18 protein-coding genes are annotated in these 23,385 nt (G+C 46.0%); 8 read left to right on the top strand and 10 right to left on the bottom strand.

What is annotated here, in order from left to right:
- The first annotated feature begins 176 nt into the window (after positions 1-176).
- From yiaA to FHW36_RS27515, 3 genes are all read left to right on the top strand, one after another.
- Positions 177-593 carry an inner membrane protein YiaA gene (gene yiaA, locus FHW36_RS27505; protein WP_145674097.1) on the top strand — a complete coding sequence of 139 codons (417 nt, stop codon included), beginning with the start codon at positions 177-179 and terminating at the stop codon, positions 591-593.
- Positions 594-1,236: 643 nt separating this feature from the next.
- A complete protein-coding gene (locus FHW36_RS27510; protein ID WP_145674099.1) occupies positions 1,237-4,206 on the top strand; it encodes a SusC/RagA family TonB-linked outer membrane protein in 2,970 nt (989 codons plus the stop codon).
- A gap of 20 nt (positions 4,207-4,226) precedes the next feature.
- Positions 4,227-5,858: a RagB/SusD family nutrient uptake outer membrane protein gene (locus FHW36_RS27515; protein WP_145674101.1), complete on the top strand. Its 1,632-nt coding sequence runs from the start codon at positions 4,227-4,229 to the stop codon at positions 5,856-5,858.
- Positions 5,859-5,982: 124 nt separating this feature from the next.
- On the opposite strand, the gene FHW36_RS27520 is transcribed toward FHW36_RS27515, so the two are convergent.
- The 3 genes from FHW36_RS27520 to FHW36_RS27530 form a co-directional block, all read right to left on the bottom strand.
- Positions 5,983-7,782 (bottom strand): RagB/SusD family nutrient uptake outer membrane protein, encoded by a 1,800-nt coding sequence (locus FHW36_RS27520; protein ID WP_222429203.1) that lies wholly within the window; start codon positions 7,780-7,782, stop codon positions 5,983-5,985.
- Positions 7,783-7,802: 20 nt separating this feature from the next.
- Positions 7,803-11,168 carry a SusC/RagA family TonB-linked outer membrane protein gene (locus FHW36_RS27525; protein WP_222429204.1) on the bottom strand — a complete coding sequence of 1,122 codons (3,366 nt, stop codon included), beginning with the start codon at positions 11,166-11,168 and terminating at the stop codon, positions 7,803-7,805.
- Between the two features lie 243 nt (positions 11,169-11,411).
- Positions 11,412-12,461, bottom strand: a complete 1,050-nt coding sequence (locus tag FHW36_RS27530; RefSeq protein ID WP_186452635.1) for a FecR family protein — start codon at positions 12,459-12,461, stop codon at positions 11,412-11,414.
- 309 nt (positions 12,462-12,770) lie between these two features.
- On the opposite strand from FHW36_RS27530, the gene FHW36_RS27535 reads away from it, so the two are divergent.
- Entirely contained in the window at positions 12,771-13,304 is a 534-nt protein-coding gene (locus FHW36_RS27535) for an RNA polymerase sigma-70 factor (protein WP_186452636.1), read from the top strand.
- 109 nt (positions 13,305-13,413) lie between these two features.
- Here FHW36_RS27535 and FHW36_RS27540 read toward each other — a convergent pair whose 3' ends face one another.
- A complete protein-coding gene (locus tag FHW36_RS27540; RefSeq protein WP_246121240.1) occupies positions 13,414-15,543 on the bottom strand; it encodes an alpha-ketoacid dehydrogenase subunit alpha/beta in 2,130 nt (709 codons plus the stop codon).
- A gap of 79 nt (positions 15,544-15,622) precedes the next feature.
- Here FHW36_RS27540 and FHW36_RS27545 point away from each other — a divergent pair, with 79 nt between their 5' ends.
- The gene (locus FHW36_RS27545) at positions 15,623-16,060 is read left to right on the top strand and encodes a MarR family winged helix-turn-helix transcriptional regulator (protein WP_145674111.1); all 438 of its coding nucleotides are present in this window, start codon (positions 15,623-15,625) and stop codon (positions 16,058-16,060) included.
- A gap of 113 nt (positions 16,061-16,173) precedes the next feature.
- Here FHW36_RS27545 and FHW36_RS27550 read toward each other — a convergent pair whose 3' ends face one another.
- The 4 genes from FHW36_RS27550 to FHW36_RS27565 all read right to left on the bottom strand — a co-directional run bounded on the left by FHW36_RS27550 (position 16,174) and on the right by FHW36_RS27565 (position 19,087).
- Positions 16,174-16,785 carry a fumarylacetoacetate hydrolase family protein gene (locus FHW36_RS27550; protein WP_145674113.1) on the bottom strand — a complete coding sequence of 204 codons (612 nt, stop codon included), beginning with the start codon at positions 16,783-16,785 and terminating at the stop codon, positions 16,174-16,176.
- A gap of 56 nt (positions 16,786-16,841) precedes the next feature.
- A complete protein-coding gene (gene pth, locus FHW36_RS27555; protein WP_145674115.1) occupies positions 16,842-17,417 on the bottom strand; it encodes an aminoacyl-tRNA hydrolase in 576 nt (191 codons plus the stop codon).
- 72 nt (positions 17,418-17,489) lie between these two features.
- Complete coding sequence (locus tag FHW36_RS27560; RefSeq protein WP_145674117.1) at positions 17,490-18,080, bottom strand: 50S ribosomal protein L25; 591 nt, start codon at positions 18,078-18,080, stop codon at positions 17,490-17,492.
- Between the two features lie 38 nt (positions 18,081-18,118).
- On the bottom strand, positions 18,119-19,087 hold the full coding sequence (locus tag FHW36_RS27565; protein WP_145674118.1) for a ribose-phosphate pyrophosphokinase: 969 nt from the start codon (positions 19,085-19,087) through the stop codon (positions 18,119-18,121).
- Between the two features lie 276 nt (positions 19,088-19,363).
- Here FHW36_RS27565 and radC point away from each other — a divergent pair, with 276 nt between their 5' ends.
- The 3 genes from radC to FHW36_RS27580 are packed head-to-tail and all read left to right on the top strand — an operon-like array spanning position 19,364 to position 21,490.
- Positions 19,364-20,071 carry a RadC family protein gene (radC, locus tag FHW36_RS27570; RefSeq protein WP_145674131.1) on the top strand — a complete coding sequence of 236 codons (708 nt, stop codon included), beginning with the start codon at positions 19,364-19,366 and terminating at the stop codon, positions 20,069-20,071.
- A 46-nt stretch (positions 20,072-20,117) separates the two neighbouring features.
- Positions 20,118-21,104, top strand: coding sequence for a Gfo/Idh/MocA family protein (locus FHW36_RS27575; RefSeq protein WP_145674133.1), 987 nt, complete (start codon positions 20,118-20,120; stop codon positions 21,102-21,104).
- A gap of 56 nt (positions 21,105-21,160) precedes the next feature.
- Positions 21,161-21,490, top strand: a complete 330-nt coding sequence (locus FHW36_RS27580) for a hypothetical protein (RefSeq protein ID WP_145674135.1) — start codon at positions 21,161-21,163, stop codon at positions 21,488-21,490.
- 16 nt (positions 21,491-21,506) lie between these two features.
- Here the strand turns inward: FHW36_RS27580 and FHW36_RS27585 are convergent, their stop codons facing one another.
- Both FHW36_RS27585 and queA read right to left on the bottom strand, forming a co-directional pair.
- Entirely contained in the window at positions 21,507-22,184 is a 678-nt protein-coding gene (locus FHW36_RS27585; protein WP_145674137.1) for a 2-C-methyl-D-erythritol 4-phosphate cytidylyltransferase, read from the bottom strand.
- 66 nt (positions 22,185-22,250) lie between these two features.
- Positions 22,251-23,300, bottom strand: a complete 1,050-nt coding sequence (gene queA / locus FHW36_RS27590) for a tRNA preQ1(34) S-adenosylmethionine ribosyltransferase-isomerase QueA (protein ID WP_145674139.1) — start codon at positions 23,298-23,300, stop codon at positions 22,251-22,253.
- Positions 23,301-23,385 lie beyond the last annotated feature (85 nt).

Consider the following 23,385-nt stretch of genomic DNA (forward strand, 5'->3'; position numbering starts at 1 on the left):
AGAAGATTTAAATTCTTATCCACGGTGTCCTATCTAATTAGATTGCAAAAAAAACAATTTTCGGACAATCCCCCAAGTTTTCTACTTGATCCTTATTACAACAGGCCACCAATATGCCAAAGCGCACTTTTGTTAGCCATCAAATCTAATCCCAACAATAAAAAGTAAATCAATCTATGAAGCAAAAACCATCAATGGCATTTATTGCTGCCTCCTGGGTGGCTGTACTGGCAGGTATTCTGGGCTTTGTTATTGGTCTTTGGAATGCTACCATGCAACTGAATGAAAAAGGATACTACTTCACCGTATTGATGTACGGGTTGTTTTCCGCTGTATCTGTGCAGAAATGCGTGAGAGATAAAATTGAGGGCATTCCTGTTACAGATATTTATTATGGACTGAGCTGGGTATCCATGCTCCTCACCATTTTGCTGTTGACCGTGGGTTTATGGAATGCTACGCTGGCTCCCAGTGAAAAAGGATTTTATGCCTTTGCATTTCTACTCAGTGTTTTCGGCGCTATTACTGTACAAAAAAATACCCGCGATACACAAGCGGCTAAAGCAGCCGACGTGTCCAGGGAAACTATTTAACGCCTTCCCTCCCACCAGAAGGTATAACGAATAAATTATCCTGTAAAACAAGGCCTTTGGCAGCTTGCTGCTGAGGGCCTCTTTTTTTACCTCTTCCTTTCACTGCGACATCCAGAAAAAAATGTTAAAAATGATTTCATTTAATGCAAATAAGTATTACTTTTATTCCTGAGTTAGAGAAATTGTGCCCGTTACAAAACTTGTTATTCAAATCAGAGATTCCCATGAATCTTTTTTTTGGCCATATTTGCTAAATCGATTTTTTAATGACATTAAAATGATCGTTAAAAAATAGTGATAGGAGATACCGCGTATGAACGAAAAAACTAAAAGGTGTATAAAGCATATTCCGGTGCTGTATTCAAAAATAAACTTGTTATTCTCGTTGTTAGCTAAATCGATATAGTGTTAAAGGAAGGGACTATAAGCGATCAGTGTTTTTACTTATGCTACATCACTGGAGGAACCATGTAAAACCTGAATGGAAACCAGGTAACTGCCTCCTATGGAGGTATTTTCACTATTCTAAAACAATTAAAAAAACGTAACTCAAATTCTAACAAACAGCCTGTACCCTTATTGCTAAATCGTTTTTTCAATAATTAAGACAGGCATCTTTATTAACCAATATCAATAAATGTATATGCACAAACGATCCACGTTTTGGGCTCGGACGAGTATTGCCGCTACTGTCCTGATGCTCCTTTCGCTGTTCGCCTCTTCACAGAGCAGAACTGTAACCGGAAAGGTAATGGACGGTAGCGACCAATCCGTCATTCCGGGAGTTTCCGTCCAGGTAAAAAATACCAATACCGGTACGGTTACCAAAGCAGATGGTACCTTTTCTCTGCAGGCGCCGGAAAACAGCGTCTTGATTTTTTCCTTCGTGGGATATCAGCCACAGGAAGTTCCTGCCAGCAAAGGCGCACCTATGCTTATTAAACTTACTGCTGCCGTTAAATCATTACAAGACATCGTAGTGGTGGGTTATGGTACACAAAAAAGAAATGAGGTAACTACCTCCGTAGCTACCGTAAAGCCTGAAAGCTTTAACCAGGGCGGATCACGCTCACCGATGGATCTCATCCAGGGTAAAGTGGCCGGTTTATCTGTTACCAGAACACAGGGCAACAACCCTAACAGTGGCGCCTCCATCCAAATCAGGGGTATTAGCTCCATCTCCGGCAACATGAACCCACTGATCGTTATTGATGGTATTCCCGGTGGTAACCTCGACCTGCTGCAACAAGACGATATCGCCAGCTTCGACGTGCTGAAAGATGGTGCTGCTGCGGCTATCTATGGTACCCGTGGTAATAACGGCGTAATTCTTATCACCACTAAAAAAGGGAAAGCAGGCGATCCGCAGTACACCTATTCTACTTATCTGCAACGTGAAGGTGTAGCCAAAAGACCGCATATGCTCAGCGCGGCCGAATACGTAAAAGTAGCCGGAGCCAGCAACAACCAGGGCGCCGACGTAGATATGTACGACCTGCTGCTGGATAAAAACAATCTTAGCCACTATCACAACTTCGCCGCTTCCGGCGGTACCGTCAACAGCAATTACAGAGCGTCTCTCTATTACAGCGATGCCAATGGTATTGCCATAGAAAATGGCCGTAAACAATATGGTGGCAGGGTAAACATAAATCAAACCGGATTGCAGGGTAAACTGACCCTCGCCATGAACCTGGCTACCAACTTCAACAAAGCCAATCTCAATGGCGGTAATAGCGGCGATAAGGCAGGCGGCAACGGCGCCGACTTCGAACAGGCTGTACAACGCAACCCTACCGCTCCTATTTACGATGCCAACGGAAAATTTATCGAAACCAACGGGTACAATAACTATAACCCGCTGGCCCGCTTACAGCAGGAACTGTATGATCGCGATCAGAAAACTTACTCCGGCGATGCCCGTCTGACCCTGGAGCCGATCCGCGACCTGAAATTATCTGCCTTCGGCGCCATTCTCCGCGATGAGTGGAATGACCGCAACTACCGTAGTAAGTTGTCCCGTTCCTCTATCCAGGATTATTCCGGTGGTGGTTATGCTTACAAGGGGAACCACACCGACCTGAGTAAAACATTTGAAGCAACCGCCGATTACACTAAAACTGTTAACAGCGATCATACATTTAACCTGATGGGCGGTTACAGCTATCAATACCAGACGCTGGAAACCTACGACATGGATAACAACGGTTTCCTTACCGATGCTTTCCAGGACTGGAATATCAACGCCGGTAACGCTATCAATGATCCCAAACTGCCCCGTCCCTCCCAGAACAGCTTTAAGGAAGACAACACCCTTATCGCATTCTTCGGCCGTTTGAACTATAACTACAAACAGAAATACATGTTGCAGGCCATCCTGCGTCATGAAGGTTCTTCCCGGTTTGGGGCCAACTACAAATGGGGTAACTTCCCTGCAGTATCAGCAGGATGGGTGATCTCCAAAGAAGCATTTATGCAAAACCTTACCGTGATCAACAACCTGAAACTTCGTGCCGGTTATGGTATTACCGGTAACCAGGGCATTCCCAACTACAAATCACTGATCACGCTGGGCACCGGTGGTGCTTACCTTCAATATGGTAAATGGATACAGACTTATGGTCCGGATAAAAACCCGAATCCAAACCTGAGATGGGAAAAGAAAAAAGAATTCAACGTAGGTCTGGACTTCTCCCTGTTGCAAAACAGACTGGGCGGCGCCATCGATGTATACAGCCGCAAAACAGTAGACTTGTTGTTCGGTTATGCAGCAGCATTGCCTCCTAATATTGTCGATAACATCTTCACCAACGTAGGTACCATTTCCAACAATGGTGTGGAAGTAGTGATCAATGCGGTACCTATAAAAACCCGGGATTTCGTATGGAACAGTGATGTGACTTTCAACTCCCAACGGAATAAAATGGTTTCCTTCTCCAATAATATTTATAAAGCTACCGAACAGTATTTTGGAGATCTTCCTTCCCCGGGTAACCTGGGCCCCGCTATCCGCGTAGTAGAAGGCGGTCCGCTGGGTACCTTCTATGGCTACCGTTATGCGGGTCTTACAGATGATGGCAACTGGTTGTTCTATAAAAAAGACGGTACTAAAGGCACGCCTTCAGAAGTAAACCAGGACGATAAAGTAGTATTAGGCAATGGTATTCCTAAATACATGGCTTCCTGGAACAACACTTTCCACTATAAAAACTTTGACCTGAGCGTGTTTTTCCGTGGCAAGTTTGGCTTCAAGATCCTCAATCTCCAGGATATGTATTTTGGTAACAAGAAATGGTCGCCCAACAACATGCTGAGCAGTGCGATCGGTAAAAACAGCAAGATCAATGCAGATCCGCAATTTTCCGATTACTACCTGGAGAAAGGTGATTTCGTAAAACTGGATAACATCACCCTCGGCTATAACTTCAAACTGAAAACCAAGTATATCCGCAACCTGCGTGTATATGCGAGCGGCCGTAACATTGCCACCTTTACCAAATACAGTGGCCTGGATCCGGAACTGGAAGATACCGCCCTGGATTCCGGTATAGATGGAAGAGGATTTTATCCACGTACCCGTTCCTATACCATCGGATTGAACATTGGATTCTAAAAGCAGTAAAACCGACACGCATGAAAAAAACTAAAGTATATATCAGTGCAGCTTTACTGGCGCTCGGCATGAGTGCCTGTACCAAGCTCGATGAAAAGCCATACAGCGTTATCACCGCAGATAACTTTTATCATAACCGGGAAGAAGTACTGGCCGCTGTATTGCGTCCTTTCACCCATGCCAACGCCTGGGCTGCTCCTACCGGGCAAACCGGCTACTGGCGGCTCCAGGAATTGTCGGCCGACCAGCTGGCATGGCCGCAAAAAGGCCGCCACGGTTATGATGGTGGTAACTGGATTCGCCTGCACAATCATACCTGGATTGCCAATGACGACAATGCCTGGAATCCATGGCGCCTCATGTTCTGGGGAATGGGCTTCTGTAACAACTCCATCGCCGACTTTACCAAACTGGATTTCACCAAAATTGGTATGACCGACGCCGATAAAGTCAGCATTATTGCAGAAACGAAAGTGCTCCGTGCCTGGCACTATCTCAAACTGATGGACCTCTACGGCAATATTCCCATCGTAACCGAGGTAGGCATCCCGGAAACACCTCCGACCAAACCTCGTAAGGAAGTATTTGCCTTTATTGAAAAAGAAATCAAGGACAACGTTGAACAGCTGAAACCTTTATCTGCCGATATGGTGGGCCGCGTTACCAAAGCTGGTGCCTATGCCATGCTGGTAGAACTCTACCTCAATGCTAAAGAATGGTCTGGCACCGAACGCTGGGATGACTGTATCACCTATTGCAATAAAATTATTGCAGGCGACGGCGGCTCCCTCAGCGGTTCCATTCCTGCCCTGGAACCAGATATCTTCCGCGCATTTGCCAACACCAACGCTACCTCCCCGGAAGACCTGTTCCAGATTGCCTATGACTTCAGAAACGGTAACTTCCGCTTCGGATGGAATGGCGATTTCTGGCACTACCGCCAACGCCAGGTATACAACGTAGACCGCGATGGGAACAACGGTATCGTTGTAATACCCACCGCCTACGATGCTTTCAAAGACAACGATCTCCGTAAACAAAACTGGATGCTCATCGGTCCACAGAAAAAAGACCCGGCACTGCGCACAAGTGAGGGCGACAGCCTGGTACTGGGTACTGAAGAATACAACAACAAGCCGCTGGTATTTGTAAAAGAAATCCGTAGAAATTCAGAAGGAGAAACCGGACCTGGCGGTATGACCCGTGGAGAAGAGAATAGCGGCGCACGTTTCGCCAAATACCTGCCTGGTAAACTGGATGATCCTAACTACTGGGGCAACGACTTCGTGTTATACCGTCTCACTGAAATTTACTACAACAAGGCAGAAGCACTCATGCGCAAAGCTGGTGGTGTAGCTACCCAGGAAGCAGTAGACCTGATCAACACCTGTAAAAAACGTGCTTTTAAGCCGGCCGACTGGCCTAAAGAAGCCTATACGACCAGCTCCCTCACTATGGATGAATTATTGGCAGAAAGAGGCCGCGAGTTCATCTTTGAAGGAAAGCGTCGTACAGACCTGATCCGCTTTAATAAATTCACCACCGCTACCTGGTGGGATCATCAGCCATCCGCTGATAAATACAAACTGTTTCCAATTCCATTCAGACAAATGAGCATCAATCCTAACCTCGTACAAAACGACGGTTATTAATTCAACTATTTGGGCCTGATGGGGTAGACGACACAGGCCCGGATGCGGAACCAGACAAAGAAATGCCATCTCCGGAAAGAGATGGCATTTTCTTTTCATTCCAACAAATCATTTGTCTATAACACTACCAGCCGAAAATCTGTTTCAGATTTGCGTTCAGCACCATCTGCGATAATGGTATTGGACGATAGTAATATTTAGGTTCCAGGAATACCCGTTTACTGTCGCGATCACGTGTAAACATGATGTGGCCCGAAGTGCCGTTTTCCAGGTAAAAGTTATTGTCTTTACCATTATTATCCTTGAGATAAAACCTCGCTACGCTGGCTCTTACATCTGCTGGCAAGCCTGCCAGTGCAGAGGTGTCTGTAGGAGACGCCAGGATAGCGATATCCGCTTTCCCGTCGCCGGTCATATCGATACCACCCAGCGCGGCTACATACATCCCTTGCTGTGAATCCTGGAAGCGCATACCTGCTTTCCACCTGTTAACATCGTTAAAGCGCAACCCTTCACAGGCCGTTTCTACCCTTCTCTCTCTCCTGATTTCCAGCAATACTCCTTTATTGGCGCCGGTTACATTCGAATAAGCCGCTGCCTGCACCGGATCCGGTGTTGCATTGGCTACCCCCATGTTCAGGTGAGGCATTTGCACGCGGTCCCGGAGTTGATTAATGGTATTATCAATATCTCCCTGTGTTAATGTGCCCAATTCAGCTTTTGCCTCTGCATAGTTCAGCAGTACTTCTGCATAGCGGAACAACGGAAGCGCGGTGTAATCTGCTCCCCAGCCCTGGCGTTGCGCCGGATCACGTGGATAAAACTTCAGCTGATCAAATCCTCCCAGGTTGGGCTTAGGGATATAGTAGCTTTTATCATTGGTAGTTGAAAATCCCGGATAGGCTACTGTTTCGGCTAAACGCGGATCACGGTTATTAAAAACGTTCACGAAACCCTGTTGGGCATAGCCAGGAATGGAAGTAAACGGTGTACCATCTGTCATCAGGTACGAATACACCAGGCTTTGACTCAATGACCACGTCCAGCCCAGCACGGCATGGGTATTATTACCGCGACCTAAGCTCTGTTGAAAATCTACCCACTGGATCATTTCCGGATTGCCAGACAAAGAACCGCTGGCAAATAAAGCGCGGTAATCTGCGGCCCCTTTGCCGGTGTTATAAATCTTAAATTTACCGGAAGCCATCAATTGTTCACATGCCCATGCCGCCTTCTGCAAATATGTACTGGCAGTCGACTGCAGGCTCAGTTCATCATGATACTTGCGGAAAGTTCCTTCAAATACCCCGAAACGGGCCATCAATGCCAGCGCCGTCCATTTGGTAACCCGGGTATTATTTCCCTGATCCGGTTTAATGTTATCCACAGCAAACTGCAAATCAGCCATAATGGAGTCTACCACCAGGGTACGTGGATCGCGTGGTTTATATAACGATGAGTCAAGATTAGACAAGGCATGTGAATACCAGGGCACATCAGAATAACGGGCTACTTTAGCCATATAAAACCTTGCCCGGAAGAAACGCGCAATACCGATATAGTGGTTAATAGTAGCCTGGTCGCCGGTTGTTTTGGATACATTATCCAGCATAAAGTTAAAGCTACGTAAATCGCTCCAGTCGTTCCATCCGCCTACTGTGGTAGGATTGATGCCATTTTCCACCAACAGATCCAGCTCACCACCGCCGCTATAGCTGGAAATATTATCCGAGTTGATGTCGTCTGTTTGATAATAATCCTTCACATAAAAACCATTGGTATAGGTTTCCAGGTCTTTAGTGGTATTAAAGAAAGCTTCAGGTACAATGTTGGTTTGGGGCAATCGCTCCAGGTAATCCTTGTTACAAGCAGCAGCGGCGCTTCCCAATATAATAAATGATAAATATAGCCTCAGATTTTTCATGATGCACATTTTAGAATACATTAAAAATTCATATTCAAACCAAACGAATAAGTTTTCTGGAATGGGTAAATAGTACCATCCAGACCTTCCGGATCGAGGTTTACTTTCAGGTGAGAGATAGTGAAGATATTTTCAGCACTGAAATAAAACCGTAGGCGGCTGATCTTCATTCTATCTGTAATATTTTTAGGCAGCGTGTATCCCAGTGTTACGTTTTTGAGGCGCAGGTAAGCAGCGTTCTGCAGGTACTTGGTTTGCGGTGCACTCAACTCATCGCCATCTTCGGCGATATAAGCTTTTACGCGTGGGAAATAGGCATTAGGATTTTCTGGTGTCCAGTGGTCCATGTTCTGCACATTCACGTTGGTCCATGGTTGTGCATAGATACCCCAGAAATAGTGATTTCCTCCACCAGGATACCAATCTCTTTTACCGATACCCTGTGCAAACACGCGGATATCAAATCCTTTGTAAGACGCGCTCATATCCACGCTGTAAGGGAAACGGGGACTGCTGTTACCAATAATCTTTCTGTCACCCGGATCGCTTAATGTGTTTTTACCATAGCTGATTTCGCCGTCGCCATTCAGGTCTTTGAATTTCAGATCACCTACATAGAATTTATAGTTCTGATCATCTTCTCCTACTTTGGTCTGATCTGCATGATTTTTCAGTTCTGCATCATTCTGGAAATAGCCTTCTGTTGTCAGACCCCAGATTTCACCCATTTCTTTCCCTTTGTAATGATCGCTAAGCGTTCCACTAGGATTATCGTACTTGGTAATAAACGTACGACTGTCTGCCAGCGCGATTTTTACACTGTAGGAAAATGGATTTTTGTTGATGTTAAACTGATCGCGCCAAACGATGCTGAGTTCCTGTCCACGGGTTTTCAGGTTAGCCGCGTTGGTCACCGGCTCTGAAGCGCCGTATACAGCAGGCAATGTTTTGCTCTTCTGGAACATGCCTTCTGTAAATCGGGTATAGCGATCGTAGCTCACGCTCAAGCGTTCTTTCAGCAGGGAAACATCCACACCACCGTTAATCGATCTTACGGTTTCCCAGGTGTAGTCAGGTGTTACCGGAGATGGCTGCAATACGGCCACTGGTTGCTTACCATCCAGGATCGTATTGATGGTATTGGCATTCATGGTGGCGAGGTAACCATAGTTCAGGTAGTTCTGATCACCCAGTGAGCCATAGGAGCCACGTAACTTGAAGGCATTGAATTTCAGCGCTTCAGTTACCGGTTGAAAGAATTTTTCCTTAGACAGTACCCAGGCTGCTGATGCCGATGGGAAGAAGCCCCAGCGGTGATCAGCCGGGAAACGGGAAGATCCGTCTCTGCGACCATTTAATTCCAGCAGGTATTTGTCGTCGAAAGCATAGTTAACCCGGTAAAAAATTCCTCTTACGGCCCAGTCTGAAATACTCTGGCTCTGTTTTACTGCGCCGGTAGCCAATGCAGTGGTAGGATAAGCAGGGCTGATAAGGCCGCTGGCGCTGGCAGAAAACGTGTTGAAATTATAGTACTCCTGGTTGAAGCCCACTACAGCTCCCAGGTCATGTTTACCAAATTTCTTATTGAAATCGGAGTAGATGTTAAATACGTTGTATTTAGTCTGACTGGCATTGTTGCTGGCACTCGACTGATTACCATCTGTGTACTGGAACGGCTGATTAGGGCCGGTACGATACGCTACAGGAACAGTAAAAGCGTTACCGGTACCATTACTGCGGCGGAAAGTAACATCAGCTTTCAGGTTCCATACTTTTTTTATCAACCCTATTTCTGTATTCAGTGTGGTCAGGAATTCGCCCATATTGCTGTTAGTACGACCACCACTCTGTAATTTCCCGATCAATGCAGCACCGTCTGAAGTCCAGGTACCATCGGGGTTCTTAGGAACGGATAAGGAAGGAGTACGGTTCGCATTGTGGAAAAACAGCCAGCTGGCGTTGGTTGGCTGGTCATAGTTCATATTGGTATATACCGTATTTGTACCCAGTTTAAAACGATCGTTGAAGGTATAGGTAGCCTTGGCGCGGAGGTTGTAACGGGTATAGATATCGGGGTTGCTACGCAACATACCGTCTTGCTTATAATATTCGCCAGATAAATAATAATTCAGCTTGTCGTCGCCGCGGGCAATGCTGAAATTGGCCGTCAGTGCAGGTGCAGACTTATTATACACCTCATGCAGCCAGTCGGTAGTACCATAATATGCATAGGCATTGGGATTGGTAGGATCTACAATAACAGCTGGTAAGGAAGGATCTTTAGAACGCTTGGCGGCATAAGCCCTTACAGCATCCGGGTACAGGTCATACAACGGCGTAGCGGCGTCATGTTTCATCTGCATGACTACCAGCGGATCGGTAATAATTTTAGGAACAGCGCCTAACGTACGCACGGCATAGTTAGCATTTGCAGATACTGACAACCGGCCATCCTTCGCGGTTTTTGTAGTGATCAATACCACACCGAAAGCAGCGCGGGCGCCATAAATAGCTGCTGATGCTGCATCTTTCAATACCGACACACTTTCAATGTCTGCGGGGTTCAAACGTGATACTTCATCTGCGGTAAAGGGAATATTGTCTACGAGGATAAAAGGATCACCACCGTTCAGCGAAGTATAACCACGCAGGTTAAATCCGGGTGCATCCGCAGACCGGCCGCTGGCCACCGTAATGTTCAGGTTGGGAATCAATCCCTGTAAACCCGTTCCTACGTTGGTAATGGGCCTGCTCTCCAGGGCTTTACCAGATATATTATCAACGGCTCCACTGAGGTTTACTCTTTTTTGTTTGCCATAACCTACTACCACGACTTCATTCAGGCCGCTGGCGTTGGCTTTCATTACTACCGTCACACCCTGTGCTCCTTTTACGGGCAATTGCCTGGTTTCATATCCCACATAGGAAAACTCGAGGGTGGCATTCTCCGGGGCTTCCAGCTCATAGTGGCCCTCGGTATCTGTTTTGGCGCCCTGAGTAGTGCCCTTTATTAGCACCGTTACGCCAATTAACGGAATGCCTTCCTCATCTTTCACCTGTCCTTTTACTTTCACCGATTGCATGGTTTCTCCCGCTTTCATGATCACCACCAGGTTATCGGCCATGATCCTGTAATTCAGCGAGGTACCCGCCAATGCCCTATCCAACACATCTTTCACAGGTGCATCGTCCATTTTTATGGCAATCTTTGTTTCGGGAATAGCGCTGTTTTTATACACAAAGGTGTAATCGCTCTTCTTGCCGATTACGTTCAGGAGTTTGCCAATGCTGATACTTTTGTAATCAACACTGATTTTTTCCTGTGAAAACCCATGCGCGCTCAGCTGCAAGAAACCAGCACAAAGCAATACGGAAGTTAGTTTCATACGCAGTAAAAGTTTCCTCATATCCCGCTGGGGGATATTAGAAGGCCACCAATAACTTTTTTTCATAAATTTGTTTCGTTAGGTTAAATAATTAGGCCATTACCAGATTGTGTGGATCGGTTTACGTTGTTTAGCCAGCATTTTGAAAAGGGGAATGTTCGAGCATTTCCCTTTTTTATTTGCTGTCAGCAATAAAAAAATAATTTGATTTATATGTTCATGAATGATTATTAAAACAAAAGACTACCATATGTAAATAACATTCTCCTTACTGTTCACTTCGTAGTGCATGTCTGCCGACATTAACTGCAAAGCTTGTAATACCTGCTCAATGCGCTGTTTACGGAAAGCGCCCGTAAACACTTCATACTTGTATTTATCGTTTTTAAAGCGGATGGTTACGTTGTACCAACGTTCCAGGTCGTGTGATAACTGTTCCAGCGTAACGTTATCAAATTCAAAGCGGTCGTTCATCCAGGCAGTTTCCTGCTGTTTACTGCTATCGCCCTGGTTATTTACTTTCAGTGGGGTAATGGCGAAAGTACGAATGGTATCATTACGACTGCTTTGTGCAGCAGCATTCATATGCTGCTTATCTAAAATCAGCTTCTGTTCCGGCTCCAGTACTACTACCTTATTTACTTTACCGGCAGCCCCTTCGCGGAAACTCACTTCTACTTTACCACTGAGCAGGGAGGTTTCTACAGTAGCGTCTTCGGCATAGGCCTTCACATTAAAAACAGTGCCCAACACTTTAATACTGGCATGATCGGTTTGAATAATAAAAGGATGCTGTGGATCATGCTTCACATCAAAATATGCTTCTCCGGTAAGCACCACTTCCCGGTTGCCGTTCAGAAATTTATTCACATCATACTTCAGGCGGCTGCAGGCATTGAGTACCACGTTGGTTCCATCTGGCAGTACTACCGCGGTTTTAGAACCATTCTTAGTTACTATCTCATTTCCATAACTTCCCTGACGCGGCATTTTCCATATGCCATACACCGCCACCAATACGGCTATACAGGCGGCTATACCGGCGCTCATCTTCCAGGGGAATAACCGCTTTACGGGCCGTTCGTCGGCTATGGCCATTAACCGCTCTATATTTGCCAGTCCATCTTTCAACAACTGCTGCTCCTCAGCTGCCGAAAATCCCCCTGTTTCTTTCACCTCCCGGATATCTGCAACAATGGTATAAGTGTATTGAAGCTCAGGGTATTGCAACAGCAATTCATCCAGTTCTGCCAACTCTTCCAGGGAAGCCTCCCCGGCTACCTTCCTGGTCATCAATAAATTTATCCGCTGCTGCTCGATCATTTACTTGCTTGTAAGTGTTATAGCAGAAGGACGAAAAGAAATTCAAAAACCCCCAAAAAGAAAATAATATTTTTTTAGTGCAGTGGTGGCGGATTAATGGGGCAGACGGCAACTACAACCCTAGTTTTCAATAAAATAATATCAGGGCTACAAAAACCTTTTGCAGATAAATTAATTTGTTAACTTTAGCGTAATCTACGTTATATAATTTGCAACCATTATCAGCGGGAAACAGGAATGGATCAGTGTACAATTAATGAGCTTTTTAGTAACATCACAATGAACAATGATCAGGCAGCCTTCCGGGCTTTCTACAATCATTTTTTTGTGACCTTACTACGCTTTTCATTCACATTAACTCATTCCAAAGAAATTGCTGAAGAAATTACCAACGATGTTTTCATGCATTGCTGGCAAAAAAGAGCTTCCCTCGCACACATAAAAAATCCACAAGTATATCTTTTTGTGATCGCAAAAAATAAAGCGATTGATTATCACCGGAAGCAGGTAGCTTCCCGGCAGGTATTTTTTCCGGAAGAAGACAAAATAGATATCGCATTCGACAGCGACCCCGAACAATTGATGATTTCCGCGGAAATGGTGCGTAAAATGGAATTCGCCATACAACAACTTCCTCCCAAATGCAAAATGATATTTACGCTGATTAAGCAAAACGGCATGAAATATAAAGAGGTGGCTACCGTAATGAATCTCTCTGTAAAAACAGTAGAAAATCAACTCGCCATTGCCATGAAACGTTTAACCGCTACCGTTAGTTTTACCTTTGGAACTGCTTCTAAGGCAGTGAAATAACCGGCGTCTGCGCCGTTGCAACCATCCTTCTTTTTCAAAAATAGTACGCCCTGTTTTCAGATCAAACCATCCGGCTTCGGGAGCATTCCAGAAAGTATGTATTGACAAGTTAGTAGGCCAATAGCTTAAGGATCATTTGGCTTACCTTTTCCGGACCTGGCAGCATCGCGGCTTCCAGCCCTGTGTTGAGGGGTACTGCCGGTAAATCCAGGGCCCCCATGGTAAATACGGGAGCATCCAGGAATTGAAAACAGGCGTGTTGTATACGGCCGGCCAGCGCCTGCGCAAAAGAATTATTGAGTTGTTCTTCCGTCAGGATCAGGCATTTGCCATGTTGCTGCACCGTTTCAAATACCAGCGCTTCGTCCAGTGGAAACAGTGTACGCAGATCGATAATGGTTACCTGTCCCGGCCAGTCTTTAGCGGCGGCCTTAGCCCAGTATACGCCCATTCCGTAGGTAATAATACAGATCGTATTCCCGTTTGCTACATCCCTGGGATGCGCATGTTGCACTACCGCTCCTTTGCCCAATGGGAGTACATAATCGGCGGCCGGCTCCACGGTCATGGCTTCCAGGGTACCTGGTACCTTGCTCCAGTAGAGGCCTTTATGCTCCAGCATTATTACGGGATTGGGATCCAGGAAGGCTGCCTTCATCAGGCCTTTCATATCAGCAGCGTTGGAAGGGTATACCACTTTGATGCCTTTTATGCTCAACAGCGTTGATTCCACGCTGCCGGAATGATAAGGGCCGCCACCACCATAGGCGCCGATAGGCACACGGATAAGTGTTTGTACCGGGTATTTTCCATTGGTGAGATAGCAGGATTTAGAGATTTCCGTTACCAGCTGGTTAAATCCGGGATAGATATAGTCGGCGAACTGCACTTCCACTATAGGTTTTACGCCTACGGCAGATAATCCTGCGGTGGCGCCTATAATATACGCTTCCTGTATAGCGGTGTTATATACGCGATGTATACCAAATTTATCGCCGAGGGTAGCCGCTTCGCGAAATACGCCACCCAGCCGGCGGCCTACGTCCTGGCCAAAAAATATGGCTTCAGGATATGTCGACATAATTTCTTCTACGGCGTGCAGGGCAGCATCTACCATCACCACCTTCTGCTTTCCGGCGGGATTACGTTCCCCTTTTTCTTCCTTGATGGCGGCAGGCGCAAATATGTGTTCGGTTACGGTGCCAGGAAGGGGTTCGGGAGCAGCCACGGCTTTATCAAAGGCGGCCTGTATATCCGTTGCCGCAGTGGCGGCCAGCTGGTCGAGTGTTGCTGCGGTAACCCCATGCTTTTCCAGTAATGTCCGGAGTTTAGGTAGTGGGTCGTTGGCGGCATGTTTTGCCAGGTCGTCTGGCGTCCGGTACCACTCTTTCCGCACCCCGGAGGTATGATGTCCGAGCAACGGCACGGTGGCATGTACCAGGATGGGTTTGCGTTCGTGGCGTACATAGCCAATGGCGGCTTCCATGGCGGCATAGCTGGCCGTAAAATCGCTACCGTCCACCTGCATACGCTCTAGTCCCTTAAAGCCGGCTGCATACTCGTAGGCATCCATGGTGCGTACTTCTGCGGAGGTAGCAGAAATTCCCCAATCGTTGTCCTGTACCAGGTAGATAATGGGCAGCTGTTTTAAAACGGCAAACTGGAATGCTTCAGCCACCTCTCCTTCCGTAACGCTGCCGTCGCCCAGGGAGCAAATGACTACCGGTAATTCGCCTGCAGGGCCGGTGCGCAACAGGTTGGAATGGATCTGTTCCAGGTATTGAATCCCCTGTGCAACGCCGGTAGTAGGAATCACCTGCATACCGGTGGCACTGCTTTGATGAGGAATTTGCGGCCGGTCTGTTCTACGGCTGTTTGGGTGGCTGTAATAAGATCGTCCCCCTGAGAAAGGATCGTCAGCTTTGGCAAGTAACTGTAGCATTAACTCATAGGGAGAAAAGCCCATGGCGAGCAACATACTTTCATCGCGGTAATAGGGACTTACAAAGTCCCACGGCTGCAATTGCAGACCTGTGGCTATTTGTATAGCCTCATGCCCCCGGGAGGTAGAGTGTACATACCGGCAAATACTCCTGTTGTTTTCATAAATGGCGGCCATGGAACTGGCCTCACACATCAATCTCCACGCTGTCAATAAATCAGCCATTTCGCCCTGGTGACCACCCGGATCGGATGTGGGCGTTTTTAAAGTTGAAACGCTTGTGCTATCTTTAAACACAATAAGACTGTTTTGGTGATGACGGTAATCTAAAAACAATAGTTGCCATAGCAACAGTTGCTAATGCAAATTAACTAATATGACTGATACTTTCGTCAGTAATCCATCTTTTTTTAAGTTGGATGCTACGCTAAAAAAATTGCGCAACTATTGGCAAAAAAAGTTCGATGCCGAGCAGAAGGACATTACAGTGGACCAATGGCTGCTAATAGAGAATCTTTACAAGCACAAAAAAACCACCCATAACGAGCTGGCCCGTAATACCTCAAAGGACATTACAACTATTTCCCGTATTATAGAATTATTGGTAAAGAAGGGATTGGTAAAGCGGGAAGCGGATGCCCAGGACCGCCGCAAAGTTTACCTGCAGCTTACCCCGGCTGGGGTGGATAAATACAAAGATGTAAAATCACTCGTGTATGACATGCGTAAAATTGGCTGGAAAACGCTCACAGAGACCGATTATGCAGAGTTAACGAGGATACTGGATACCATTTATGCGAATATTCCGTCCTAAGAGCGGAAAGTATAAAGCAAAAAGCTATTGAGGCAAATGATCTTTGCGATTACCTAAAACCGCGCTGATCATTTGCCTCAATAGCTTTTTGCTTTTCGCTTTATACCTTCTGCTTACTTCACGTTAAACTCCAACAGGCTATCATTTTCAATAAATGCTTCAAAACTATCCCCGATTTCGGCAGGTCCTACGCCGGCGGGAGTACCGGTATAGATCAGATCCCCAATATTGAGGGTAAAAAAGCGGGAAATATAGGCCAGGAGGAAATCGAAAGAAAACAACAGGTCTTTCGTATTGCCGGCTTGGGCCAGGGCTTTGTTCTTATATAAACAGAAATTAATGTCTTTCTTATCCATTTCCGGGGTAATGGGAATGAAATTGCCTACCAGGGCTGAATTGTCGAACGATTTGGCGATTTCCCAGGGTAAGCCTTTGGCTTTTTGCTTATCCTGCAGATCCCTTGCGGTAAAATCAATTCCTACTGAAATCTGATCGTAATATTTATCGGCAAATTTCTCTTGTATATGTTTCCCGTTCTTGCTCACTTTCAGTACCAGTTCACATTCGTAGTGCAGGTTGCTGGTAAATTCGGGGTAATAAAACGGGTGGCCATTCTGGAGCAGTGCACTCTTGGGTTTCATGAACAATACCGGTTCTGAGGGCACTTCATTCTTTAATTCTTTGGCATGGTCGGCATAATTCCTGCCTACGCAAATAATTTTCATAATGCGTTTGTTTTTAAAGATAAGAAAAACAGCGAGGTATCCGCTATACGATTCATTTACAGCAGGAATGTGAGCTTGTTGGCATCATTCATAGTACGGGCAATACCGATGCTGGCAAAACTTTCAATAATTTCCGTGCTTTTGTTAATTTTTTCCTGCACAACAGGCTCTTCCGTTTTTTTCCATTTGCTCAATACAAATTCCACCTGCCGTCCTTTGGGATAGTCATTGCCTACGCCAAAGCGCAGTCGGGGGTATTGGTTGGTGCCCAGCGACTCCTGTATACTTTTTAACCCATTATGCCCGGCATCGCTGCCTCCGGGGCGTAACCGGATCGATTCAATGGGGAGGGCGAGATCATCGAGAATCACCAGCAGGTTTTCTACGGGGATCTTTTCCTTGTCGAGCCAGTACTTAATGGCTCTTCCACTAAGGTTCATGTAGGTAGTGGGCTTAATGACAATAAACGTTTTCCCTTTCCATTTGCATTCGGCTACATCAGCCAGCCGGTCGTTCCGGAAACTTGCCTGGTGTTTGGCTGCAAAGGCATCAGCCACATCAAAACCAATGTTATGGCGGGTATGTTTATATTCTTCCCCAATGTTGCCTAATCCGGCTATTAAATATTTCATAACCTGAAAAATCTAAAATTAAAAAGCCCCTCTAAAAGTAGAGAGGCTTTTTGGAAAAATATTTCTAAAAGATTATTTCTTTTTAGCGTCTTTTTCAGCAGTGGCTTCTTCCTGGCGCAGCTGACGGGTCATAACCACAGAAGCGATAGGAATACGCGGAGAGTTGGTGATTTCAATACCTTCGATCTTCACGTCTTCTACACGGATGTTAGCATTCAGTTCCAGGTTATCGATGTTAACTTCGATATTTTCAACCAGGTCCTTAGGTAATGCTTTTACTTTCAGCGCTTTCAGTTTGCTCACCAGCTTACCACCGGCTTTAACACCTACAGACTGACCAACCAGTTTGATAGGCAGGGTTACTGCTACCGCTTTGTCTTCTACCAGCTCCATGAAATCGATGTGAGCCAGTTCGTCAGTTACTACGTCAAACTGCAGATCTTTTAATACACATCTGTAAGTTTTAGCACCCAGTTTAACTTCTGCGATCTGGAAGTCAGCAGTGTACACCAGGTTTTTGAATGCTTTTGCAGGAGCTGAAAAATTAACAGTTTCTGCACCCCCGTAAATAACGCAAGGCACTTTTTCCTCAGAACGGATCTGGCGGGTGGCTTTTTTGCCGAATTCGCTCCTGAGTTGTCCTTCGATGGTTATTGTTTTCATTGTTTAGACAATTTTATATTGGTAATTAAAATACTTGGTTATTCGCCCCGGCGATGGCTGTGTATAAACAGGCTGGTGATAGACTTGTTTTCGTGCATGTTGCGGATCGCTACCGCAAACAGCTCGGCCACAGAAATCACTTTAATCTTGGAACCCGGCGCTTGTGGTTTGATGGGAATAGTATCGCATACCACGATTTCTTCCAGCACTGAATTCATGATGTTTTCGTACGCATTCCCGCTAAATACCGGGTGGGTACAAAATGCACGAACACTTCTGGCGCCTTTTTCCTTTAACAGGTTGGCTGCTTTAGACAGTGTTCCTGCTGTATCACAGATATCGTCAATGAGCACTATGTCCCTGTCTTTCACCTCTCCGATCACTACCATGGATGCTATTTCATTGGCACGTTTACGATGTTTATCGCAAATCACCATTTCAGCATTAAAGTAGGACGCTACTTCACGCACCCTATTGGTGCTACCTACGTCAGGGGACGCAAAGGTAAGGTTTTCTAACCTTAAATTCTCGATATAAGGAATAAAAATAGCGGAACTATCCAGGTGGTCCACCGGGATATCAAAGAATCCCTGGATCTGAGGAGCATGTAAGTCCATGGTTATCACCCTGTTGGCTCCTGCTGAAGTAAGCAGATTGGCCATCAGTTTAGAGCCGATCGCCACCCTGGGCTTATCCTTCCTGTCCTGGCGGGCATATCCGAAATAAGGAATTACGGCGGTAATATAGCCTGCGGATGCCCGTTTAGCGGCATCTATCATCAACAACAGCTCGAGCAGGTTGTCTGACGGCGCGCTGGTGCCCTGGATAAGAAAAACATAGTCGCCCCGGATACTTTCCAGGAACACAGGCTGGATCTCACCATCACTGAATTTCTGAATTTTTACTTTGCCAAGACCGCCATTAAGACCCTTGCCATATTTTTTGGCAATTTTCTCGGCCAATGCAGGATTACTGTTGCCTGTGAAAATTTTTACTGAAGGTTGCATACTAGATACTAGTGGAAAAGAGGTTGCAAAACTATGGTTTTTTGGTAGTACCAGCCTGATTTTTTTCGAATACAAAATATATAGTCATTATTAAACAACTATAAACACCGCATTACCAACAACCACTGGAAGGTATATCGTCCCGAAAAATTCCCATAACGATTGGCACTCAATATAACATTTTATAATGACCGTATAAAAAAGGAACGGAAAAATGTGGGAAAATCGGGAAGATTACGGGAGGGATGAAGTATATTTGGATAAAGAGAGATAACCATGTTTGTTGACCTTAAACCAGCTCCCCGCCTGGCCATACGCGATTGGCCGGAAGATGAAAAACCCCGGGAAAAATTCAGTCATCTTGGTCCCACTGCACTCAGCGATGCAGAATTATTGGCCATCCTGTTACATACCGGGCATAAAGGAAAGTCGGCCATAGAATTGGCTAAGGAAATTTTGCGCCTGGCCAATAACAACCTGGCAGAGCTGGGGAAAATGAATATCGGGCAATTACAACAGCTGCCGGGTATAGGCGAAGCCAAAGCTACTACCGTACTGGCTGCCATGGAACTGGCCCGCAGACGGCAGGCAGGCGCTATCAACAAAAAAACCGTGATTGCCAGCGGCACAGAAGCCGCCCTGTTTTTTAAGCCATTGCTCGCTGATCAGCCCTTTGAAACCTTCTATGTGATGTTCCTGAACAATGCCAATAAAGTACTCCGTTACCGCTGTATCAGCACCGGCGGTATCACCAGTACAGTGGTAGATCCCAGGCTTATCTTCCGGGAAGCCCTCTATGCCGGCGCTACCAAACTATTGCTTTGCCATAACCATCCCTCCGGCAGCCTGCGCCCCAGCCAGGCCGATATCCGCATTACCCATAAAATAAAAGACCTGGGGCTTCTCTTTGATATCGCCATACTGGACCATATCATCGTTTCCGAAACCGGCTACTACAGCCTCGCGGAAGAAGGAATGATCTGAGATGATGATATTTGATTACTTTCGCACATATTTATTCATTTTCCATATGCTCAAAATAGGACTCTTCGGCGTAGGACATTTAGGTAAAATACACCTCTCTCAACTGGCCACTATGAAAGATGTAGAAGTGGTAGGCTTCTACGATCCCAACAATGCAAATGCGGCCAGCATCATCGAGCAATATAACATCCCACGCTTTACCCTGGCGGAAGAATTGATTCAGCAGGTAGACGCCATCGATATCGTGGCCCCTACCACCCTGCACTTCAAATTATGCGAACTCGCCATCCGCAATGGTAAACACATCTTCGTGGAAAAACCCATGACCAACACCATGGAAGAGGCCAAGACACTGGTAAAGCTGGTGGATGAAGCCAACATCAAATTCCAGGTAGGACATGTGGAACGCTTCAACCCAGCCTACCTCGCCCTCAAAGGATATGACCTTAAACCCATGTTCATTGAAGTGCATCGCCTGGCAGAATTCAATCCCCGCGGTACCGATGTCAGCGTAATCCTCGACCTGATGATCCATGATATCGACATCGTACTCAGCATCGTAAAATCTACCGTGAGCCGTATTTCCGCCAGTGGTGTAGCCGTTATGAGCGACACGCCGGACATTGCCAACGTACGCATAGAATTCCATAACGGCTGCGTAGCCAACCTCACCTCCAGCCGCATTTCCCTAAAGAAAATGCGCAAAATGCGCCTGTTCCAGAAAGATGCCTACATCGGCATTGACTTCCTCGACAAGAAAACAGAAATTATCAAACTGAAAACACCAGAAGACGAAGGTTTATTTACCCTGGATATCGAAACCAACAGCGGTAAAAAAACCATCGCCATCGATAATCCGCAAATCAAACAATCCAATGCCATCCGCATGGAATTGGAAATGTTCCGCGACAGCATCCTGCACAACAAACCCGTAGCCGTTAACGCGATCGACGGCCTGCAGGCACTGGATGTGGCACACCAGATCCTGCAAAAAATAAATAAAGGCCTGTCTGAAACAGCCGCCGCCAAATAATTAACTACTGTAACAAAAGCCACTGCCAGTCCGTTTTCATAACACAACCAACTTGTATGAAACGTATTTTTCCTGTACTGGCAGTGGCTTTAGCTATGACGGCCTGCTTTAAAGATCCCCCCAACATCTCCAAGCCAATGTTTTACTTTGAAACATTATGCAATAACCCCTGGGGCCCTGCACTCACTACCAAACAAGACACTGTAGCCGCCTGGCTTTCCAAACAAAACATACACTATGAATACCTGAGTATACAAGGTGAGATTTTTTCCGGCGCCGCCAACGTCACCAAATGCGATACACTCACCAACCGGCAAATTGTTGTTGCTGTACTCTATGCAAACACTTCAAAAGCAGCAGCAGCGAGGTTCAAAAGCCCTTACTAAACCACTGCTGTTTAATTTAATGCCGCTCCTTTAACAGGGCCTCTGCAATCGTCAGATCCAGTGGCTTGGTAATCTTGATATTGGATTCCTCTCCGGGCAGCAGATGCACCGGGTGCCCCAAACGTTCTACCACCGTTGCTTCATCTGTAAACAACGGATCATAAGGTAACTCAAACGCAGGCAAAATCAGGTGAGAAAGAAAGGTTTGTGGGGTCTGAATAATTTTAAAGCGATCGCGGTCTACTGCCGCATTATTACCTGCGCGGATCTCCCGGATACTATCTTTCATATCTACCACCGGGATAGCAGTACCATGGCTCAAGGCAGCCTCATAACAGGCACGTATCAACGTAGTAGATACCAGTGGCCGCACGCCATCATGTACAAACACTACCGACGGACTATCTACCAGCTGTAGTCCATTCTTAACGGAATGAAAACGGGTTTCCCCCCCCTTTACAATGGTAACAGCCGGTAAGGGATCAAACCCCTGTAGTAACTGATTGGCAAAAGAGAAATGTGCTTCCGGCAATACCAATACGATTTCCATATCGGCATAGGCAGCAGCAAAAGCAGCAATGGTGTGGTATAGGACGGGCTTTCCCGCAAGCTCCAGGAACTGCTTGGGTACAGCACTTTGCATACGGGTGCCGGAACCTCCGGCAACAATGATCGCCACTTTTTTATATTCCATACAAAAAAATCGGGGACTACCTTATCCAGTACACTGAATAAGATAATCCCCGGAAATACTTTGTAATTAAATGATCAGCATAGCATCGCCATAGCTGAAGAAACGGTATTTTTCTTTGATGGCCTGCTGGTAAGCCTCCATGATCAGATCATATCCTGCAAAAGCGCAGGTCATAATCAACAGGCTGGTCTTAGGCAGGTGGAAGTTGGTGACCATTGCATTCGGAATAGCAAAGTCGTAAGGCGGATGAATAAAAGTATTAGTCCATCCCTCCGCTGCCTTCAGGTGGTTTTGCGCAGTAACAGAAGATTCTACGGCACGTACGGAAGTAGTACCGATAGCGCAGATCCTGCGGTTTTCTTCTTTCGCTTTATTTACCACTTTCACGGCATGTTCTTCGATCAGGAAGTACTCTGCATCCATTTTGTGCTTGCTCAGGTCTTCTACCTCGATAGGACGGAAAGTACCCAAACCTGTGTGCAGCGTTACTTCTGCAAACTTCACCCCTTTGATTTCCAAGCGCTTGATCAACTCACGGCTAAAGTGCAACCCCGCAGTAGGCGCAGCTACCGCACCTTCGTACTTAGCATACACGGTCTGATAACGTTCTTTGTCCTCATCTTCCGGTTTACGTTTGATATATTTAGGCAAAGGCGTTTCTCCCAGCTGGTCTAATACCTGCTTGAATTCTTCATCATTGCCTTCAAATAAGAAACGAATAGTACGGCCCCTGGAGGTGGTGTTATCAATAACTTCTGCCACCAGCGTTTCATCATCGCCAAAATACAACTTGTTGCCTACACGGATTTTACGGGCAGGGTCAACAATTACATCCCACAAACGGTTTTGCTTGTTCAGCTCACGCAACAGGAATACCTCAATTTTTGCTCCTGTCTTTTCTTTACGGCCATACAACCTCGCAGGAAACACCTTGGTATTGTTCACAATCATTACATCCTTGTCATTAAAATAACCGAGGATGTCCTTGAATACTTTGTGCTCAATTTTTCCGGTATTACGATGTACCACCATTAAACGTGATTCATCTCTTGTCTTGGTAGGGTGCTGTGCGATCAGATTTAAAGGAAGATCGAATTTGAACTGTGATAGTTTCATATTACGGTATGAATAAATTTTAGAGGTGCGAAGGTACCAATTATAATCTATTTCATCAAAAAATGATATAAAATAAATAATAATC

The sequence above is a fragment of the Chitinophaga polysaccharea genome (genome assembly GCF_007829335.1).
Classification (GTDB): Bacteria; Bacteroidota; Bacteroidia; order Chitinophagales; family Chitinophagaceae; genus Chitinophaga; species Chitinophaga polysaccharea_B.

Bases quoted from the DNA above. Each gene is read 5' to 3' on its own strand.
- yiaA (WP_145674097.1), top strand. From the start codon at position 177: ATGAAGCAAAAACCATCAATGGCATTTATTGCTGCCTCCTGGGTGGCT.
- FHW36_RS27510 (WP_145674099.1), top strand. From the start codon at position 1,237: ATGCACAAACGATCCACGTTTTGGGCTCGGACGAGTATTGCCGCTACT.
- FHW36_RS27515 (WP_145674101.1), top strand. From the start codon at position 4,227: ATGAAAAAAACTAAAGTATATATCAGTGCAGCTTTACTGGCGCTCGGC.
- FHW36_RS27520 (WP_222429203.1), bottom strand. From the start codon at position 7,782: ATGAAAAATCTGAGGCTATATTTATCATTTATTATATTGGGAAGCGCC.
- FHW36_RS27525 (WP_222429204.1), bottom strand. From the start codon at position 11,168: ATGAAACTAACTTCCGTATTGCTTTGTGCTGGTTTCTTGCAGCTGAGC.
- FHW36_RS27530 (WP_186452635.1), bottom strand. From the start codon at position 12,461: ATGACCAGGAAGGTAGCCGGGGAGGCTTCCCTGGAAGAGTTGGCAGAA.
- FHW36_RS27535 (WP_186452636.1), top strand. From the start codon at position 12,771: ATGAACAATGATCAGGCAGCCTTCCGGGCTTTCTACAATCATTTTTTT.
- FHW36_RS27545 (WP_145674111.1), top strand. From the start codon at position 15,623: ATGACTGATACTTTCGTCAGTAATCCATCTTTTTTTAAGTTGGATGCT.
- FHW36_RS27550 (WP_145674113.1), bottom strand. From the start codon at position 16,785: ATGAAAATTATTTGCGTAGGCAGGAATTATGCCGACCATGCCAAAGAA.
- pth (WP_145674115.1), bottom strand. From the start codon at position 17,417: ATGAAATATTTAATAGCCGGATTAGGCAACATTGGGGAAGAATATAAA.
- FHW36_RS27560 (WP_145674117.1), bottom strand. From the start codon at position 18,080: ATGAAAACAATAACCATCGAAGGACAACTCAGGAGCGAATTCGGCAAA.
- FHW36_RS27565 (WP_145674118.1), bottom strand. From the start codon at position 19,087: ATGCAACCTTCAGTAAAAATTTTCACAGGCAACAGTAATCCTGCATTG.
- radC (WP_145674131.1), top strand. From the start codon at position 19,364: ATGTTTGTTGACCTTAAACCAGCTCCCCGCCTGGCCATACGCGATTGG.
- FHW36_RS27575 (WP_145674133.1), top strand. From the start codon at position 20,118: ATGCTCAAAATAGGACTCTTCGGCGTAGGACATTTAGGTAAAATACAC.
- FHW36_RS27580 (WP_145674135.1), top strand. From the start codon at position 21,161: ATGAAACGTATTTTTCCTGTACTGGCAGTGGCTTTAGCTATGACGGCC.
- FHW36_RS27585 (WP_145674137.1), bottom strand. From the start codon at position 22,184: ATGGAATATAAAAAAGTGGCGATCATTGTTGCCGGAGGTTCCGGCACC.
- queA (WP_145674139.1), bottom strand. From the start codon at position 23,300: ATGAAACTATCACAGTTCAAATTCGATCTTCCTTTAAATCTGATCGCA.